Consider the following 18,253-nt stretch of genomic DNA (forward strand, 5'->3'; position numbering starts at 1 on the left):
TAAGAGGTGCTTTTTTTGGTTTAAAATGATTAAAATTCCAACAAGATTTGCGTATTTTTGCTAGCTCTCAACTTTTAAAATTTAATACACTTTGATTTCACAAACCACCATTGATTCTGTTTTTGAAACTGCTCGAGTAGAGGAGGTTATTGGCGATTTTGTGAATTTGAAGCGCGCAGGAAGCAATTTTAAAGGGTTGAGTCCATTTTCAGATGAGCGTTCGCCGTCGTTCATGGTGTCGCCCGCAAAAGGAATCTGGAAAGATTTTAGTACTGGAAAAGGAGGAAATTCTGTTAAATTCTTAATGGAGCATTCACAATTTACCTATCCAGAAGCCATTCGATATTTAGCTAAAAAGTACAATATCGAAATCGAAGAAACTGAACAGACAGAAGCAGAAAAAGCAAATACAGATCTTCGCGAAAGTATGTACTTGGTTTCTGAATTTGCTGCCAAATATTTTCAGGATGTTTTGGTTAATTCTGAAGAAGGAAAAGCAATTGGTTTGTCTTATTTTAAAGAAAGAGGATTCACCAACGAAACCATTAAGAAATTCAATTTAGGATATTCACCAGAAACTTGGGATGCCTTGACGAAAGAAGCCCTTGGAAAAGGTTATAAATTAGAATTTTTAGAAAGTACAGGTTTAACAATTCCGAGAGAAGATCGTCCGTTTGACCGATTTAAAGGGCGTGTAATGTTTCCGATTCAAAGTATGTCTGGCCGTGTTTTAGGTTTTGGAGGGCGTATCTTAACCAATGATAAAAAAGCAGCAAAATACCTGAATTCGCCAGAAAGTGATATTTACCATAAAAGTAAAGTCCTTTACGGAATTTATCATGCCAAACAATCTATAGCGAAGCAAAACAACTGTTATTTGGTAGAAGGTTATACCGACGTGATTCAATTTAGTCAAGCCGGAATAGAAAATGTTGTGGCTTCGTCTGGAACAGCTTTAACGCCAGATCAAATTCGTTTGATCAATCGTCTGACGCGAAATATCACCGTTCTGTTTGATGGAGATGCTGCGGGTTTACGAGCAGCTATTCGAGGAATTGATTTGATTTTGGAAGAAGGTATGAATGTTCGTGTTTGTTCTTTTCCTCAGGGAGAAGATCCAGACAGTTTTGCTCGAAAAAATTCACATGATGATTTAGTTTCCTACTTAGAAAACAATAGTAAAGATTTTATACAGTTTAAGGCTTCGATTTTAATGGGCGAAGCTAAAAACGACCCGATAAAAAAAGCTGATCTGATTCGCGATATGGTTGCGAGTATTTCTAAAATACCAGATCGTATACAGCGCGAGGTCTACATTCAGGAATGTGCTCGAATTATGGATATTTCGGAGCAAGTCTTGACGAGCACTTTAGCACAGCTTATTCAGAAAGATATAGCTGACGCTAATAAAAAGCAGAAACAAGAGCAGAAGCCTTTTGAAGTAGTTAGAAATCAGCCTCCACAAGCAGGTACATTTTCAGGAGGAGACCCCGAAGATCCAAGAACGGGTCCGCCAGAAGGTTATGATTATCCAGGAGATCCAGGATATTATCCGCCAGAACAAACTCAAAAAGTAGATATTTTATATGGTTTTGAAAAGAAAGTCATTGAGATTTTGCTATTGTACGGAAGTGTTGTCGAAAGTTTTGAAGACGTTTTCTTGAAAGCAGATGAAGAAGGAAATGTAAAAGAAGTTTCGGAAAAAAGACAATATAAAGTGTTTGAAAAAATATATTTGAGTCTTCAAGAAGATGAGGTAGAATTGTCGAATATCTTATTTCAAAATATTTACAATAACATTATTGCTTTTTACAATCAGAATGAGACTTTTAGTTTAGATAAATATTTGATGCATCTAGAGCCTGAATTTGCTCAAGAAGTGACCAATATTTTAATGGAAGACGAAAGGCTGACTATTCATAATTGGGAAGGACAGAATATTTTTCCAAAACACAAAAGCGAAACCATAGAGCAGAATGTTTCTGATACGATATTTTCTATGAGATGGTATTTGGTATCTGGAATTATTGCAGAATTAAAGAATTCTCTTTTAACCGATCCGCAAGAAGATAATTCAGAAATTTTAAGTATGGTGATAGATTATTCTAAACTGCTGAATAATTTTTCGAAAAAACTAGGCCGAGTAGTGGTGCCTTATCACTAAAAAGAGAAAAACTCTATCTAATTTGATGAATCAAAAAAGATAGAGTTTTTATAAATTTTTGACTGCTTAAAATTTTAAGCTAGCCGATTTAAATTAAATAATTTCTAAAGTCTTAGCTTTGTTTACTAAGTCAACTAAATTAGTAACGTTTAATTTCGTTAATAATCTCAGTTTGTAAGTACTGATCGTTTTTTCGTTCAGATTTAAGATTTTAGAGATTTCATTGTTTTTCTTACCATCACTTAAGTAACGTAAAACTTCGATCTCACGGTTAGAAAGTTTTCTGTACAGACGCTCACTTTTGCTTTGTTTAGCAATAAGTGCCATGTTTTTACGTACTGTTTCGTTGATGATAATTTTTCCTTCGTGTACTTTAATAATAGAATGGCCTAATGTTTCAAGTTTTTCTGTTTTGTGCACATACCCAGAAACTCCTGCTTTAATTGCGTTTGGAGCGTACATTTGCTCAGCAAGATCACTGAAAATAACAATTTTTGTTTTTGGGAAATTTTTCAGGATTGATTTGATTTCGAAGATGCTTGAAAGCCCTTCTAGTTCTAAATCTAAGATTAGAATATCGATTTCCTTCGTTTGAAGGATATCTCTAACCATTGAAAAATTGCCTACATTGGCAACAATTGAAATTTGATCGTGGTCTTTGAAATAAGACTTAACGCCAAAGTGCGTCACAGGATGATTGTCTGCTAGACATACTTTAATCATAATTTTTACCTTTTTTAGAATTGTTCATGTTTTTGGAACGGTAAAATTAATAAATAAATTCTGTAATAACTCGCAGAGAATGTTAAAATGTGTTATTTTAACGTTTTTGGTATTAAACAAACCGGAATTGGATCCATTTTGTGCTTGTTGCTGGTGTTTAATCGTTTATAAATTTCAAAGACAGATTTTTCTCTCCCCTCAAAGTCAGATGCCGTATTTCCTGACTCCGCGGCCAACATCGCCCATTCTAATTCGTCATAACTTGCACCTAATTGGTCTTCATCAGTACGATTATCGCCAAATAATCCGTCTGTAGGTGCTGCTGTTAAAATTGACTTCGGAATTTCTAAAAATTCTCCTAAAGCATATACATCAGATTTCATTAAATCAGCTATCGGACTTAAATCTACGCCACCATCTCCATATTTTGTATAAAAGCCAACGCCAAAATCTTCAACCTTGTTTCCTGTTCCTGCAACAAGTAAGCCATGAATTCCAGCTAAATAATATAAAGAAGTCATTCTAATACGTGCACGTGTGTTTGCCAAAGCTAAATTTACTTTAGCTGTATCCTCTGTTGAAGGAACAGCACTTTTAAACGATTCAAAAGTTTCTGTCAAATCAGTCTTAACATCAGACACATTAGGGAAACGTTTTTTAAGCTGGTCGATATGTTCTCTTCCTCTTGAGACTTGACTTTCTGCCTGATGAATTGGCATTTCTACACATAAAACTTTCAGTCCGGTCTGTGCGCATAAAGTTGAAGTTACTGCAGAATCTACACCACCTGAGATTCCAATTACAAAACCATTTACTTTTGCATTAGTAGCGTAATTTTTTAACCACTCTACAATGTGCGTATTTACTTTTTCTGTCTGAATTGTGCTTTTTTTAGCCATAATAGTTTAAGTTTTAAGATACAGGGATGTATATTTGCAGAATTATTTTGAGTATGCACTTACTTAAAATTCTGATAACACAAATCTAATTAAAATAAAATGAAAATATATCGCTTTGCAGTGGTTCTATGCCTGTTTTTTTTGTCTTGCAATCAAAAAAGTAAGGTTGAAAAAGCAGTAGAAGAAATTCCTGTTGATATTAAAGTGGAAAGATTTGACAAGGTGTTTTTTGAGACCAAGCCTCAAGATCTTCCAAAAATAAAAAAACAATATCCTTTTTTCTTTCCTGGCAATGATGATAATGTCTGGATTCAGAAAATGAACGATCCAATCTGGAGAGAAGTTTACGAAGAAGTTCAGAAAAAATACAGCAATTTTGAACCTGTTCGCAAAGAGTTTAATGAGCTTTTTCAGCATGTAAAATATTATTTTCCTAAGACTAGAATTCCTAAAGTAATTACAGTTATTGGAGAAATGGATTATAATGCGAAATCAATTTATGCAGACAGTCTTGTAGTTGTAGCTTTGGAATTGTATTTAGGAAAGAATCATAAATTTTATGAGTTTCCAAATTACTTAAAAGAGAATTTTGAAGAAAGACAGATTATGCCAGATGTGGTTTCCAGTTTTTCTTATCGAAATATTCCAAATTCAATTGACAGGAGTTTGGTTGCTCAAATGATTTTTGAAGGAAAACAGCTTTACGCAAAAGATTTGCTGATTCCTGAATATACCGATGCTGAAAAAATGGGGTATACTCCTGAGCAGATAAAATGGTGTGAAGAAAATGAAGCATACATGTGGCGTTATTTTATAGAAAATGAAATGCTTTACAATGAAGATCCTAAATTGAGAGCACGATTTATAGCTCCAGCACCTTTTTCAAAATTCTTTTTAGAAATAGATAACGATTCTCCAGGGCGAGTGGGAGCTTGGATTGGCTGGCAGATGGTACGTTCTTATATGAAAAATAATAGTGATGTTTCTTTGGCTGAATTGTTCAAACTTGAGCCAAAAGAAATCTTCGAAAAATCAAAATATAAACCTAAGAAATAATGGCAAATATAAACTCAGAGATTAAATTTAATATAGAATTGGACGAAAACCGCGTTCCTGAAAAACTAACTTGGAGTGCGCAAGACGGTGGAGTTCAAGCTGAAGAGGCAAAAGCAATTATGCTGTCTATTTGGGATAGTAAAGCAAAAGAAACAATGCGTATTGATTTGTGGACGAAAGATATGCCGGTAGATGAAATGAAAATTTTCTTTCATCAAACTTTAGTAGCTATGTCGGACACTTTTAAACGTGCAACAGATGACGAAAAAATGTCTGATACTATGAAAGACTTTTGTGATTACTTTGCGGAAAAACTGGAACTTACGAAATAGTCAAGCTTCAAATAAAAGAAATCCCAAATTCCAATATTAAAGATTGGGTTTGGGATTTTTTGTTTTTTATTGTAAATTGTCTAGGTAAAACAAATTATATGCTGTTCGCTTTTCTTGTAAGTCTTATCGGGTTGTTTTTTTTACTTGCCAATGCGATACGTTTTTACATGACCTGCAAAAACAGAGATATACTGTATCGTATTATAACAACATATTTGGTATTGTTGTTTTGTGTAGAATTACTTTGTCATATAATCGGATTCCTTTATCCTAATTCTAATTTCTTCCTTTCACACTATTATTTTATTTTCCAGTTTATCACGCTTAATCTCTTTTTTTATAAAAGTTTTTCAAGTAAAGTGCTGAAGCAGATTATGGTAATTGTATTTGTTTCGGTGATGCTTTTCTTAACGTATCAATATTTTGATAATCCTTCGCTTTATTGGGAGTTTAATTTGATAGAAATTGCCATAACATCGATTCCGCTGTTGTTTTATGCAATCTATTTTATTATTTCAAATTTTAAAAAACATAAGCATAATTATTTCTATTTCTGTAACGGGCTAATTATTTACGTCACAAGCAGCGCTAGTATTTTTCTATCTGGAAATAGTGATTCGGTGTTTTTTACAGAGCCATTTGTGCTCGATTTCTGGTTTTTCAATTCTCTCTTTTATATTTTATATCAGTATCTGATTTATAAAGAATGGAGAGTTTTAAATTTCAGAAGAAAAACGAAGAAAAAGCTACAAGAATAAATTCCAATAAAAAAATCCCAAATTCCAATTGTAAGTTTGGGATTTGGGATTTGGGATTTAATATTTTGAGTTTCTAAAGTTTAGAATTTGGAATTTCAAAAAATTGGAATTTAAACTTTAAAATTCCGAGTTGTTTTTAAAAACTTCCTGATTCACTTGATCGATATAAGATAAAAGTTCTTCTTTTCCCATTGATTCTGTAGATGAGGTTACAAAATACTGTGGCATTTCGGCCCAGTTGTTGGCAAACATCTGTTTTTTGTAAGCGGCGATATGCGAATCTATTTTAGTTTTACCAATTTTATCTGCTTTAGTAAAAATAATGCAGAACGGAATTTCGCTTTCACCCATATAAGACATGAATTCAATGTCAATATTTTGCGCTTCGTGACGAATATCAATTAAAACAAAAGCACAAACCAATTGCTCTCTGTTTTCGAAATAATCGGTAATAAACTGTTGGAAAATTGATTTTGTTTTCTTTGAAACTTTAGCATATCCGTAACCTGGTAAATCGACCAAAAACCAATTGTTGTTGATTTTAAAATGATTGATTAATTGCGTTTTTCCTGGTTTTCCAGATGTTTTAGCTAAGTTTTTGTTGTTGGTAAGCATATTTATCAAAGATGACTTACCTACGTTTGATCTTCCTATAAAAGCATATTCTGGCAAAAAATCCTTCGGACATTTTGAAGCGTCAGAATTGCTGACAATAAATTCGGCGGTGTTAATTTTCATAATCTCTCGTTTTAAAACCTCCTAAAAAAATAAATTTTATGGCTAAAAATTCTTTTCAGTAAGCCATTTTTCAAGAATTTCATTGAATTCCTGAGGGTGTTCCATCATTGCTGCGTGTCCGCATTTGTCAATCCAGTATAAAGTTGAATTTGGTAGTAATTTATCAAATTCTTCTGCAACATTTGGAGGTGTTACAGAGTCATTTTTTCCCCAAATAATACAAGTTTCAACGTCCATTTTTGGCAAATCTTTAGCCATATTATGACGGATCGCACTTTTTGCAATGGTTAAAGTTTTGATTAATTTGATTCGATCATTAGCTGTAGCATAAACTTCATCAATCAAATCTGGGGTTGCAATTTTTGGGTCATAAAATACAGCTTCAGCTTTTGTTTTGATGTATTCGTAATCGCCTCTTCGTGGGTAACTGTCTCCCATTGCACTTTCGTAAAGTCCAGAACTTCCTGTGATTACAAGTCCGGCAACTTTTTCTGGATAAAGTTTTGTGTGATACAAAGCGATGTGTCCTCCTAATGAATTTCCTAGAAGAATTACTTTGTCAAAACCTTTAAAAGTGATAAAGTCTTTTACGTATTTCGCAAAACTTTTTACGTTCGTTTTTAAAATGCTTTGGGTGTATATTGGCAAATCTGGGATAACAACTTTATATCCTTTTGTTGGGAAATATTGTGCTACACCATCAAAGTTACTTAGGCCTCCCATTAAACCATGCAGGATAACGATCGGAGTTCCTTCTCCAGCTTCGAAATAGCTGTATTTGCCTTCTTTTTTATAGTGTTTGTCCATCTAATCTAATGCCAATTTCAATTTCGACAAATATAGGGTTAATTCAACAAAAATGAATTTTTGATGCCATTTTTTAACTAGATAATTTGAGTAGAATATGTAAAAGGTTAAAAATCAGTAATTAAACGTGTATTTGTTAAAATATTCAAATGTTAAGAAATATGCATTATAATCAATTTTTTAAGAAAATTAGCGCATTATTTTTTTGAATGAATAGCGTATTTAAGGATCTGTTAATTAATAGTTAAGGTATTGATTGAATGAGGATTATGGAAAGTGGTAGCAAAGTGGTTAAACTTATTAACAAAGTGGTATAAAGTGGTAAAATGTGGTAATATTTTTTATATTTTTGCTGTATAACATGTTAACTAGTTTTTTTGAACACAATTGTTGGAACATATGAGTGTAAAGTCGATGCTAAAGGAAGGCTAATGATGCCTGCTCCTTTAAAAAAGCAGTTGACAGCTTCTCTTCAAGACGGATTTGTTTTGAAGCGCTCTGTTTTTCAGCCGTGTTTAGAATTGTATCCTATGGTAGAATGGGATGCGATGATGAAAAAAATCAACAAGCTTAATCGCTTTGTAAAAAAGAACAACGATTTCATTAGAAGGTTTACTGCTGGTGTTAAAGTGGTTGAGGTTGATGCATTAGGGAGATTGCTTGTTCCCAAAGATTTGGTAACGTTTGCAAGTATTTCTAAAGATGTGGTTTTTTCATCTGCGGTTAATATTGTTGAGATTTGGGACAAAGATTTATACGAGAAATCAATTAGCGGCGAAGATATGGATTTTGCAGATCTAGCCGAAGAAGTAATGGGAAATATTAATGACGACGAAGATGGAATATCATAATCCGGTTTTGCTTCATCCAACAGTAGATGGTTTAAATATTAAACCTGATGGTGTGTATGTAGATGTTACGTTTGGAGGCGGTGGTCATTCAAAAGAGATTTTAAAAAGATTAGGACCAAACGGAAGGCTGTTTGCATTTGATCAAGACGAAGACGCGCTTGCCAATGCATTGCCAGACGAAAGGTTCACTTTGATAAATGAGAATTTTAGATTTATAAAAAGATTTTTACGTTTTCACGGAGTAAAAGCGGTTGATGGAATCTTGGCAGATTTAGGAGTTTCATCACATCAGTTTGATGTTCCTGAAAGAGGTTTTTCAACAAGATTTGATGCCGAGTTAGATATGCGGATGAGTCAAAGAAATGATTTAAATGCTTATCGAGTGGTTAACGAATATGAAGAACAGGATTTACGTCGTGTTTTTTTTGATTATGGGGAGTTGAAAAATGCACCTGTTTTGGCAAGAACAATTGTTGAGGCAAGAAAAGATTATCCAATCAAAACGACTGAAGAATTAAAAGAAGTTCTGAAAAAGTTTTTGCCAGAGAAAGTTCGAAACAAAGTATTGGCTCAGATTTATCAAGCAATCAGAATCGAGGTGAATCAGGAAATGGATGTTCTGAAAGAATTTATAGAACAGTCATTGGAGATTTTAAAACCTGGAGGAAGATTTTCTGTAATCTCTTACCATTCTTTAGAAGATCGTCTGGTAAAAAGATTTATCAAAAACGGAATGTTTGAAGGAGAGCCAGAAAGAGATTTCTATGGAAACTTTTCAGTTCCATTTAAAACTATCGGGAAATTGATTGTTCCAGATAACGAAGAAATCAAGATTAATAATAGAGCAAGAAGTGCCAAATTAAGAGTTGCAGAAAAGCTATAATATATATTAAGGTAGGAAATAATGAAAAGTGGCGTATTTAGCATATTAAAAGCAAGATTCCTGATTCATGAAGATGCAGTGAAAAACTGGCGATTTATTGTCTTTATAATTCTGCTGGCCATTTTGATGATCGCCAATACACAGCGATACGAGCAGAAGGTTTTTGAAATCGCGAAATTGAATAATGAAGTAAAAGAACTAAGATCTGAATTTGTTGATCGACGTTCAGAATTGATGAAGTTAAAAATGGAGTCAACCATTTCGGATAAAATGTTAGAAAAACAAATTTTTCCGTCAACAGTTCCTCCAGTAAAAATAGAAGTTACAAAAGAAGAAGAAAAAAGTTTCTTTAAAAGAATATGGCAGTAGAAGATAAACATATATCCTACAGAATTTACCTCGTAGCAGTTTTCATCTTTTTGATGGCAATTGCTATTGTTGTTAAATTAACCAATATTCAATGGGTTGAAGGAGACTATTACAGAAAACTGGCAAAACAGCGTACCGTAAGAAACTTTGTAATTCCTGCCAATAAAGGAAATATTTATTCTGCTGACGGAAGTTTGCTGGCAACATCAATTCCGAATTATGAAATTCGTTTTGATGCAAAAACGCCGAAAAAAGAAACGTTTGAGAAGTACGTAAAACCATTATCAGATTCTCTGGCAACAGTTTTAGATAAACCTAGCAGTTATTTCCAGAAAGAATTGCGAAAAGCACGCGAAAATAAAAATCGCTATTATTTGATTGCCCGCAATTTGAGTTATACTGAATATGTGAAAATTAAAGGTTTTCCATTATTCAATTTAGGAGCTTTCAAAGGTGGGATTATTGTTGAGCAGGAAACGGTTAGAAAACATCCAATCGGTAAAATTGCAGAAAGAACAATTGGTTACGATCGTATAGATCCAGCGACAGGAGTAGAGGTAGGAAAAGGAATTGAATGGGCTTTTAAAAGTTATTTGAACGGAAAAGACGGTAAAATTTTAAAGCAGAAAATAGCAAAAGGACAGTGGAAACCAATTCGTGATGTTAACGAAGTGGATCCAATTGATGGTTACGATGTAATTTCAACAATTGATGTTTTCATTCAAGATATCGCACACCACGCTTTGCTAAAACAATTGGAAGATTACGAGGCAGATCACGGTTGTGTCGTGGTAATGGAGACGGAAACGGGACATGTAAAAGCAATTTCTAATTTAGGAAGAGCAGAAGACGGATCGTATTATGAAACAACGAACTATGCAATTGCTGAATCTCACGAGCCTGGGTCGACTTTTAAATTAGTTGATTTGATGGCTATTTTAGAAGACAAAGTAGCTGATACAAGTACAGTTTATGATAGTCATAATGGGGTCGTTAAATATTATGGAAGATCTGTTCGTGACTCGCACAACGGTGGTTATGGAAAAGTTTCATTAGCGCGTGGATTTGAGCTTTCATCAAATACGGTAATGGTTCAGGCGGTTTATGAAGGATATAAGAGCAATCCATCAAAATTTGTTAATCATATTAATAGTTACGGATTAAATAAAACATTAGGGTTGCATTTTAAAGGAGAAGGAAGACCATATATTCCGCAACCAGGAGATAAGCATTGGTCAGGAGTATCACTTCCGTGGATGGCATTTGGATATGGAGTTTCAGTTACACCAATGCAAACTTTGGCACTGTACAATTCAGTTGCAAATAATGGCGTGATGGTAAAACCGCAGTTTGTATCTGAAATTAAAGAATGGAACAAAACCATCAAGAAGTTTGATGTTGAAGTTATAAATCCAAAAGTTTGTTCGTCAGAAACATTAAAGAAAGTGAAAGCGGTTTTGCTTAATGTGGTTAAGAAAGGAACAGGTTCTAAATTGTATTCGAAAGATTTTTCGATGGCAGGAAAAACAGGAACAGCTCAGATGAATTATGGAGGAAAAGAAGGGAAGTCAGCCTTGTATTACGCTTCTTCTTTTGTGGGATATTTCCCGGCTGATCATCCTAAATATTCTTGTATCGTAGTGGTTCATAAACCAAATACATCTAGAAATAACTATTATGGAGCAGATGTTGCTGGGCCAGTTTTCAAAAGAATTGCGCAAAAGATTTTTACTGATGCACCTTCGACAAATAAGATTAAAAAATTAGACACTAGAATTCCAAAGCAGGATGCTAGTTATGATAAATACACGGCTGAAGCTAATAAAAAGCTTAATCAGATTCCTAATTTAAAAGGAATGCCAGGAATGGACGCGATTGCTTTACTAGAGAATTTAGGTTTGAAAGTAAAAGTAAATGGAATGGGGAAAGTAAAAAATCAATCGATTCAAGCTGGAACTAGTATTAGCAAAAACACAACAATTGTATTAGAATTATCGTGAAAGTATTAAAAGACATATTATATAAAGTGGCTATTGAATCTGTAAAAGGTTCAACAGATATTGCTATTTCTAAAATTGAATTTGATTCACGTAAGGTTGAAACAAATGATGTTTTTGTTGCGATCAGAGGTTCGCTTTCAGACGGACATGATTACATAGAGAAAGCAATTCAGCTCGGAGCAAAAGCAATTATTTGTGATACGCTTCCAGTAAATGCCGCTAATGATGTAACCTATATTCAAGTAAAAGATACCAATACGGCTTTGGCTTTTATGGCGGCTAATTATTTTGAAGATCCGTCCTCAAAATTAAAATTAGTTGGTGTAACAGGAACAAATGGAAAAACGACGATTGCTTCGTTGTTATTTCAATTGTTTGAAAAAGCAGGTTTTAAAGTGGGATTATTGTCGACTGTAAAAATTGTAGTAGATAAAACAGAATATCCTGCAACACATACAACGCCAGATTCTTTGACTATTAATCATTATTTAAATGAAATGGTTGAAGCTGGAGTTACACATTGCTTTATGGAGGTAAGTTCGCATGGAATTCACCAGAAGCGTACAGAAGCTTTGCATTTTGTGGGTGGAATTTTTACGAATCTTTCTCACGATCATTTAGATTATCATCCAACATTTGCTGAATATAGAGATGTTAAAAAGTCATTTTTTGATTCACTTCCAAAATCAGCTTTTGTTTTATCAAACATTGATGATAAAAATGGTTCTGTAATGCTTCAGAACACTGTTGCTAAAAAGCTGACTTACGCTTTAAAATCTTACGCAGATTATAGAGCCCAGATTTTAGAAAGCCAATTGTCTGGATTATTGTTGAAAATTAACGACAATGAAGTTTGGGTAAAACTGATTGGTACTTTCAATGCATACAATGTTTTAGCGATTTACGGAACTGCTGTGGAGCTAGGGATTGATAGTCTAGAAGCGTTGCGATTACTGTCTGATTTAGAAAGTGTTTCAGGTCGTTTTCAGTATATCGTGTCAGATAGCGGAATTACAGCCGTTGTAGATTACGCACATACGCCAGATGCATTGGAAAATGTTTTAAAAACGATAAATGATATCCGTACTAAAAACGAGCAATTGATTACTGTAGTTGGTTGTGGAGGGAATCGTGATAAAACGAAGCGTCCGATAATGGCAAAGATTGCTTCGGATATGAGTGATAAAGCAGTTCTGACTTCGGATAATCCAAGAAATGAAGATCCAGAAGTTATTTTGGATGAAATGGAACAGGGAGTTGAGCCACACAACTATAAAAAAATGCTGCGAATTACAGATAGAAAACAGGCAATTAAAACAGCTTGTCAATTGGCTCAGCCTAAAGATATCATTCTAATTGCAGGAAAAGGGCACGAAACATATCAAGAAATAAATGGTGTTCGCCATCATTTTGATGATATGGAAACGGTAAAAGAAATTTTAGAACAACTAAATAAATAACAAAAAGGAAATTCCAAATTCCAAATCCCAATAAATTTGGATTTTGGGTTTTAAAAAATTGGAATTTAATTCGAGATTGGAATTTAAAAAATAAGAAAATATGCTGTACTATTTATTTGAATATTTTGATAAGACATTGGACATTCCTGGAACAGGAGTTTTCCAGTATATCACATTTAGGTCAGCTTTGGCATTTATGCTTTCGTTGCTTCTGTCGACTATTTATGGTAAAAGAGTAATTAACTTTTTGCGCCGTCAGCAAGTGGGAGAAACAGTTCGAGAACTTGGTCTTGCTGGTCAGAATGAAAAAGCTGGTACGCCAACAATGGGTGGATTAATCATCATTTTGGCTACTCTTATCCCTGTTTTGTTATTTGCAAGATTGCACAACATTTATATCGTTTTGCTAATTGTAACTACCTTATGGATGGGGACTATTGGTTTTGTTGACGATTATATCAAAATATTTAAAAAAGATAAACAAGGATTAAAAGGTATTTTTAAAGTAATTGGTCAAGTTGGTCTTGGAATCATCGTTGGGGCAGTACTTTATTTTAATCCCGCAGTTACAGTAAGAACAGACACAGGTCGTGCAGATATTTTTAAAACAGCAGCAAATTCAACAGTTGTTGTTCCTGCTGGTGTTGAAGAAAAATCTACAGCAACCACAATTCCTTTCGTGAAAAACAACGAATTTGACTATGCTGAAGTTTTGTCTTTCATGGGTGATGGATATGAAAAATGGGCTTGGCTAGTATTTATTCCAGTAGTAATTTTTATTATCACAGCAGTTTCAAACGGAGCAAATTTAACAGATGGTATCGACGGACTCGCCGCAGGAACCTCTGCAATATCCGTCCTCGCGCTCGGGATTTTTACATTCGTTTCAGGTAATATTATTTTCTCGAATTATCTAAACATTATGTATATCCCTAATTCGGGAGAAATGACGGTCTTTATTTCTGCCTTTGTAGGAGCTCTTATTGGATTTCTTTGGTACAACTCATATCCGGCATCGGTTTTTATGGGAGATACAGGAAGTTTAACTATTGGAGGAATCATCGCAGTATTGGCAATTGCAGTTCGTAAAGAAATATTGATTGTTTTATTCTGTGGAATTTTCTTGGCAGAAAGTGCTTCGGTAATTATTCAGGTAACTTATTTTAAATATACAAAGAAGCGTTTCGGAGAAGGACGAAGAATTTTCCTGATGTCGCCTTTACATCATCATTATCAGAAAAAAGGGTATCACGAAAGTAAAATCGTAACACGTTTCTGGATTGTTGCCGTAATGTTAGCCATATTGTCAATCATTACCCTAAAATTAAGATAAATGAGATTAGTAGTTTTAGGTGGAGGAGAAAGCGGGGTAGGAACCGCGATCCTCGGTAAGAAACAAGGATATGATGTTTTTGTATCCGATTTTGGAAAAATAAAAGAAAGTTATAAAGAAGTTCTTATCATTAATAAAATAGCCTGGGAAGAGGAGCAGCATACAGAAGATTTGATTCTAAATGCAGATGTGGTGATGAAAAGCCCAGGAATTCCAGATAAATCTCCAATAGTAAAAAAGCTGGTTGCAGCGGGAGTAAAAGTGATTTCTGAAATTGAATTTGCATTTCCTTACACAGAAGCAATGACAATAGGGATTACGGGAAGTAATGGCAAAACGACCACCACAATGCTCACGCATCATTTAGTAAAATATGCGGGATTAAATGTCGGATTAGGAGGAAATATTGGAAAAAGCTTCGCCTGGCAGGTGGCTGAAAATAAATTTGATGCCTACGTTCTTGAATTAAGCAGTTTTCAGTTAGACGGAATAATAAATTATAGACCTGATATTGCCATAATAACCAATATCAGTCCGGACCATTTAGATCGATACGAATATAAATATGAAAATTATATCAATTCGAAGTTCCGAATAACAATGAACCAGACTGAAAATGACTATCTCATTTACGATGCAGATGATGAAGCAAGCATAGAATGGTTAAAGAAGAACAAAACAAAAGCAAAACTAATTCCTTTTTCATTGACGAAAAAATTTGATGAAGGGGCTTCTATAAATAACAACAAAATGGAAATAAAGATCAACCAAGAAGAGTTTACAATGGATACAGAACACATTGCGTTAGAAGGAAAACATAATATGAAAAACGCCATGGCAGCAAGCTCTGTAGCTAAATTGATGCAAATTAGAAATGCAACGATTCGTGAAAGTCTATCTAATTTCCAAGGTGTTGAGCACCGTTTAGAAAAAGTATTAAAAATACAGAACGTTCAATATATCAACGATTCAAAAGCAACAAACGTAAACGCTACTTTCTTTGCTTTAGATAGTATGAATGCGCCGACAGTATGGATCGTTGGAGGTGTTGATAAAGGAAATGATTACAACGAATTAATGTCTTTAGTACGTGAAAAAGTAAAAGCAATTATCTGTCTTGGAATCGATAACCGCAAAATCATTGATGCTTTTGGAAACGTTGTTGATATTATGGTTGAAGTAAACAACATGAATGATGCAGTAAAAACTGCTCAAAGATTAACAGAAAAAGGTGATGTAGTTTTATTGTCTCCAGCCTGCGCAAGTTTCGATTTGTTCGAAAACTACGAAGACCGTGGAAAACAATTCAAGCAAGCTGTACATAACTTGTAGAAAATAGTTTAAAGTTTCATGTTTCAGGTTTCAAGTTGAATGCCTAAAACATGAAATCTGAAACAAAAGAAACTTGAAACAAAACAACAAATGAAGGAGTTAGTTAACAAACTAAAAGGAGATAGAGTAATATGGTCATTCGTGGCCCTATTGGCGTTGTTTTCATTTATGCCTGTTTTTAGTGCAAGTAGTAATCTGGCGTACATAGGTCATGGAACGGGAAATACATTGGGTTATTTGGTAAAACATCTGGCTCACGTTTGTATCGGTTTCTTGATTATTTACTGGGTTCATAAAGTGCCGTACCATTATTTTAGAGCAATTTCAAAAATTGCACTTCCAGTGGTTTGGCTTTTGTTGTTGTATACTTTATTGAAAGGGACGGTAATCGCAGGAGCAAATGCGAGCCGTTGGATTCAGGTGCCGTTCATTGGAATTACGTTTCAAACTTCGACTTTAGCGGCAAGCGTATTGTTTATTTACGTTGCACGTTATCTGTCGAAAACTAAAGAAGAAAACGAGCCATTTCAAACTTCGTTTATTCAGCTTTGGATTCCGGTATTTATCACTTTGGCATTAATATTACCAGCCAACTTCTCGACCACAGCGTTGATATTTTCAATGGTAATGATGCTTACGTTTATTGGTAAATATCCATTAAAATATATTGCTTTTATTATAGGATCGGGAATTGCAATGTTAGCCTTTTTCCTTTTGGTGGCTAAAGCATTTCCAGATTCAAGATTCTTCAGCAGGGTTTCTACATGGGAAAGTCGTATTATGAACTTTACAACCGATAAACCAGACGAAGATGATTATCAGATTGAAAAAGCAAAAATTGCAATTGCATCGGGAAGATTGGGCGGATTAGGACCAGGAAAAAGTGTTCAGAAAAATTTCTTGCCACAATCATCTTCAGATTTTATTTACGCAATTGTAGTAGAAGAATATGGTTTAGTTGGTGGTGTTGCAATATTGGTTTTGTACTTATTGTTATTGTTCCGATTTGTGATAGCATCGCATAAAGCCAATACATTGTTTGGAAAATTAGTTGTCGTCGGCCTCGGATTTCCGATGATATTTCAGGCCATGATTAATATGGCGGTTGCAGTAGAATTATTGCCGGTAACAGGACAGACGCTTCCGCTGATAAGCTCTGGAGGTAGTTCTATCTGGATGACATGTTTCTCTCTCGGAATCATTATTAGTGTAACTAAGAAAGAAGAAGAAATCGCCGAAGAGCAAGAAGAAAAAGCAAGAAGAAAAGAAGCGCTTCAAAGATTAATAGATAAAGAATTGGCAGAAGAAGATTTGGCCAGCGATGAAAAAGAAGAGATTTACGACGAAGAAGCTTTGTATTCTATCGAAGATAATTCGAGAAATCCGATGAATGCAGTTTTGAACAAATAATAAGGATTGAATAGTTATGACAAAGTATAAATTCATACTTAGCGGAGGAGGAACAGGAGGGCATATCTATCCTGCAATTGCGATTGCAAATGAATTAAAATTACAATTTCCTGATGCGGAATTTCTTTTTGTAGGTGCCAAAGATAAAATGGAAATGCAGAAAGTGCCTCAAGCGGGTTACGAAATAAAAGGTCTTTGGATTGCTGGTTTACAGCGAAAACTGACTTTGCAGAACTTAATGTTTCCGTTAAAATTGGCAAGCAGTTTATTGGAATCAAAAAGAATAATAAAAAAGTTTAAGCCTAATGTTGTAATTGGAACGGGTGGTTTTGCCAGCGGTCCTTTATTGCAAGCGGCAGGTTCAGCAGGAATTCCAACAGTGGTTCAAGAACAGAATTCTTATCCAGGAATAACAAATAAATTGTTGAGCAAAAAGGCAAATGCAATTTGTGTGGCGTATCAAAATTTAGAACGTTTTTTTCCGAAAGAGAAAATCGTTTTAACAGGGAATCCAGTTCGTCAGGATTTGATTGATATCGAAAGTAAACGAGAGGAAGCAATTGCTTTTTATGGTTTAGACCCAAATAAGAAAACATTATTGGTTTTAGGAGGGAGTTTAGGAGCAAGAAGAATCAATCAATTAATTGAAAAAGAATTGCAAAATTTTTTTTCGCAAGATGTTCAGGTAATCTGGCAATGTGGGAAATTATATTTTGAAGAATATAAAAAATACAATCAGCCAAATGTAAAAGTGGTTGATTTTATTGAAAGAATGGATTTTGTTTACGCAGCATCAGATGTCATAATTTCACGTGCAGGTGCTTCATCGGTGTCAGAATTATGTATTGTTGGAAAACCAGTGATTTTTATTCCGTCGCCGAATGTAGCTGAGGATCACCAAACTAAAAATGCGCAGGCAATTGTGGATGAAAAAGGTGCGATTTTGTTGAAAGAATCTGAGCTTGACAGTCAGTTTAGCATTGTTTTTGAAGCGCTGCTGAAAGATCACGGAAAACAGAAACAATTAAGTGATAACATTAAAAAACTGGCAAGACCAAAAGCTACTCAAGATATTGTAGCAGAGATTGTGAAGTTAATTAAATAGAAAAATTTAAAAAGCTGAAGGTATATAGTTAAG

General features: G+C 34.3%; 16 protein-coding genes. 12 read left to right on the forward strand and 4 right to left on the reverse strand.

The annotated features are described in order from the left end of the window. The first annotated feature begins 91 nt into the window (after positions 1-91). Positions 92-2,164, forward strand: coding sequence for a DNA primase (gene dnaG, locus DMA14_RS02135; protein WP_111422763.1), 2,073 nt, complete (start codon positions 92-94; stop codon positions 2,162-2,164). A gap of 93 nt (positions 2,165-2,257) precedes the next feature. Here dnaG and DMA14_RS02140 read toward each other — a convergent pair whose 3' ends face one another. Both DMA14_RS02140 and nadE read right to left on the reverse strand, forming a co-directional pair. Then, on the reverse strand, positions 2,258-2,887 hold the full coding sequence (locus DMA14_RS02140; protein ID WP_008467169.1) for a response regulator transcription factor: 630 nt from the start codon (positions 2,885-2,887) through the stop codon (positions 2,258-2,260). Between the two features lie 92 nt (positions 2,888-2,979). After that, positions 2,980-3,786: an NAD(+) synthase gene (gene nadE / locus DMA14_RS02145; protein ID WP_111422765.1), complete on the reverse strand. Its 807-nt coding sequence runs from the start codon at positions 3,784-3,786 to the stop codon at positions 2,980-2,982. Positions 3,787-3,885: 99 nt separating this feature from the next. On the opposite strand from nadE, the gene gldB reads away from it, so the two are divergent. Continuing rightward, positions 3,886-4,842 (forward strand): gliding motility lipoprotein GldB, encoded by a 957-nt coding sequence (gldB, locus tag DMA14_RS02150; protein WP_111422766.1) that lies wholly within the window; start codon positions 3,886-3,888, stop codon positions 4,840-4,842. Continuing rightward, positions 4,842-5,174 (forward strand): gliding motility protein GldC, encoded by a 333-nt coding sequence (gene gldC, locus DMA14_RS02155; RefSeq protein WP_008467164.1) that lies wholly within the window; start codon positions 4,842-4,844, stop codon positions 5,172-5,174. The genes gldB and gldC overlap by 1 nt, the downstream gene beginning before the upstream one ends. 875 nt (positions 5,175-6,049) lie before the next feature. Here the strand turns inward: gldC and yihA are convergent. Continuing rightward, complete coding sequence (gene yihA, locus DMA14_RS02165) at positions 6,050-6,670, reverse strand: ribosome biogenesis GTP-binding protein YihA/YsxC (protein WP_111422770.1); 621 nt, start codon at positions 6,668-6,670, stop codon at positions 6,050-6,052. A 42-nt stretch (positions 6,671-6,712) separates the two neighbouring features. Beyond that, positions 6,713-7,477: an alpha/beta fold hydrolase gene (locus DMA14_RS02170; RefSeq protein WP_111422771.1), complete on the reverse strand. Its 765-nt coding sequence runs from the start codon at positions 7,475-7,477 to the stop codon at positions 6,713-6,715. Between the two features lie 377 nt (positions 7,478-7,854). Here DMA14_RS02170 and DMA14_RS02175 point away from each other — a divergent pair, with 377 nt between their 5' ends. The 9 genes from DMA14_RS02175 to murG all read left to right on the forward strand — a co-directional run bounded on the left by DMA14_RS02175 (position 7,855) and on the right by murG (position 18,220). Beyond that, complete coding sequence (locus DMA14_RS02175; protein ID WP_035691746.1) at positions 7,855-8,328, forward strand: division/cell wall cluster transcriptional repressor MraZ; 474 nt, start codon at positions 7,855-7,857, stop codon at positions 8,326-8,328. Further along, positions 8,303-9,211, forward strand: coding sequence for a 16S rRNA (cytosine(1402)-N(4))-methyltransferase RsmH (rsmH, locus tag DMA14_RS02180; protein ID WP_185957094.1), 909 nt, complete (start codon positions 8,303-8,305; stop codon positions 9,209-9,211). The genes DMA14_RS02175 and rsmH overlap by 26 nt, the downstream gene beginning before the upstream one ends. A 21-nt stretch (positions 9,212-9,232) precedes the next feature. Then, positions 9,233-9,580, forward strand: a complete 348-nt coding sequence (locus tag DMA14_RS02185) for an FtsL-like putative cell division protein (protein ID WP_066032697.1) — start codon at positions 9,233-9,235, stop codon at positions 9,578-9,580. Continuing rightward, the gene (locus DMA14_RS02190) at positions 9,571-11,580 is read left to right on the forward strand and encodes a penicillin-binding protein (RefSeq protein ID WP_111422773.1); all 2,010 of its coding nucleotides are present in this window, start codon (positions 9,571-9,573) and stop codon (positions 11,578-11,580) included. Before DMA14_RS02185 ends, DMA14_RS02190 begins: the two co-directional genes overlap by 10 nt. Continuing rightward, complete coding sequence (locus tag DMA14_RS02195; protein WP_111422775.1) at positions 11,577-13,040, forward strand: UDP-N-acetylmuramoyl-L-alanyl-D-glutamate--2,6-diaminopimelate ligase; 1,464 nt, start codon at positions 11,577-11,579, stop codon at positions 13,038-13,040. Before DMA14_RS02190 ends, DMA14_RS02195 begins: the two co-directional genes overlap by 4 nt. A 100-nt stretch (positions 13,041-13,140) precedes the next feature. Continuing rightward, entirely contained in the window at positions 13,141-14,373 is a 1,233-nt protein-coding gene (gene mraY / locus DMA14_RS02200; RefSeq protein ID WP_111422777.1) for a phospho-N-acetylmuramoyl-pentapeptide-transferase, read from the forward strand. Continuing rightward, positions 14,374-15,705, forward strand: coding sequence for a UDP-N-acetylmuramoyl-L-alanine--D-glutamate ligase (murD, locus tag DMA14_RS02205; protein ID WP_111422779.1), 1,332 nt, complete (start codon positions 14,374-14,376; stop codon positions 15,703-15,705). It begins immediately after the preceding gene. Between the two features lie 90 nt (positions 15,706-15,795). Beyond that, positions 15,796-17,115 (forward strand): FtsW/RodA/SpoVE family cell cycle protein, encoded by a 1,320-nt coding sequence (locus tag DMA14_RS02210; RefSeq protein WP_111422780.1) that lies wholly within the window; start codon positions 15,796-15,798, stop codon positions 17,113-17,115. Between the two features lie 16 nt (positions 17,116-17,131). Beyond that, on the forward strand, positions 17,132-18,220 hold the full coding sequence (gene murG, locus DMA14_RS02215) for an undecaprenyldiphospho-muramoylpentapeptide beta-N-acetylglucosaminyltransferase (RefSeq protein ID WP_111422782.1): 1,089 nt from the start codon (positions 17,132-17,134) through the stop codon (positions 18,218-18,220). Positions 18,221-18,253: the final 33 nt, after the last annotated feature.

The sequence above is a fragment of the Flavobacterium sharifuzzamanii genome, from assembly GCF_003254585.1.
Classification (GTDB): domain Bacteria; phylum Bacteroidota; class Bacteroidia; order Flavobacteriales; family Flavobacteriaceae; genus Flavobacterium; species Flavobacterium sharifuzzamanii.

Bases quoted from the DNA above. Each gene is read 5' to 3' on its own strand.
- DMA14_RS02140 (WP_008467169.1), bottom strand. From the start codon at position 2,887: ATGATTAAAGTATGTCTAGCAGACAATCATCCTGTGACGCACTTTGGC.
- DMA14_RS02185 (WP_066032697.1), top strand. From the start codon at position 9,233: ATGAAAAGTGGCGTATTTAGCATATTAAAAGCAAGATTCCTGATTCAT.
- murD (WP_111422779.1), top strand. From the start codon at position 14,374: ATGAGATTAGTAGTTTTAGGTGGAGGAGAAAGCGGGGTAGGAACCGCG.
- nadE (WP_111422765.1), bottom strand. From the start codon at position 3,786: ATGGCTAAAAAAAGCACAATTCAGACAGAAAAAGTAAATACGCACATT.
- yihA (WP_111422770.1), bottom strand. From the start codon at position 6,670: ATGAAAATTAACACCGCCGAATTTATTGTCAGCAATTCTGACGCTTCA.
- DMA14_RS02170 (WP_111422771.1), bottom strand. From the start codon at position 7,477: ATGGACAAACACTATAAAAAAGAAGGCAAATACAGCTATTTCGAAGCT.
- gldB (WP_111422766.1), top strand. From the start codon at position 3,886: ATGAAAATATATCGCTTTGCAGTGGTTCTATGCCTGTTTTTTTTGTCT.
- rsmH (WP_185957094.1), top strand. From the start codon at position 8,303: ATGACGACGAAGATGGAATATCATAATCCGGTTTTGCTTCATCCAACA.
- gldC (WP_008467164.1), top strand. From the start codon at position 4,842: ATGGCAAATATAAACTCAGAGATTAAATTTAATATAGAATTGGACGAA.
- murG (WP_111422782.1), top strand. From the start codon at position 17,132: ATGACAAAGTATAAATTCATACTTAGCGGAGGAGGAACAGGAGGGCAT.
- mraY (WP_111422777.1), top strand. From the start codon at position 13,141: ATGCTGTACTATTTATTTGAATATTTTGATAAGACATTGGACATTCCT.
- DMA14_RS02210 (WP_111422780.1), top strand. From the start codon at position 15,796: ATGAAGGAGTTAGTTAACAAACTAAAAGGAGATAGAGTAATATGGTCA.
- DMA14_RS02190 (WP_111422773.1), top strand. From the start codon at position 9,571: ATGGCAGTAGAAGATAAACATATATCCTACAGAATTTACCTCGTAGCA.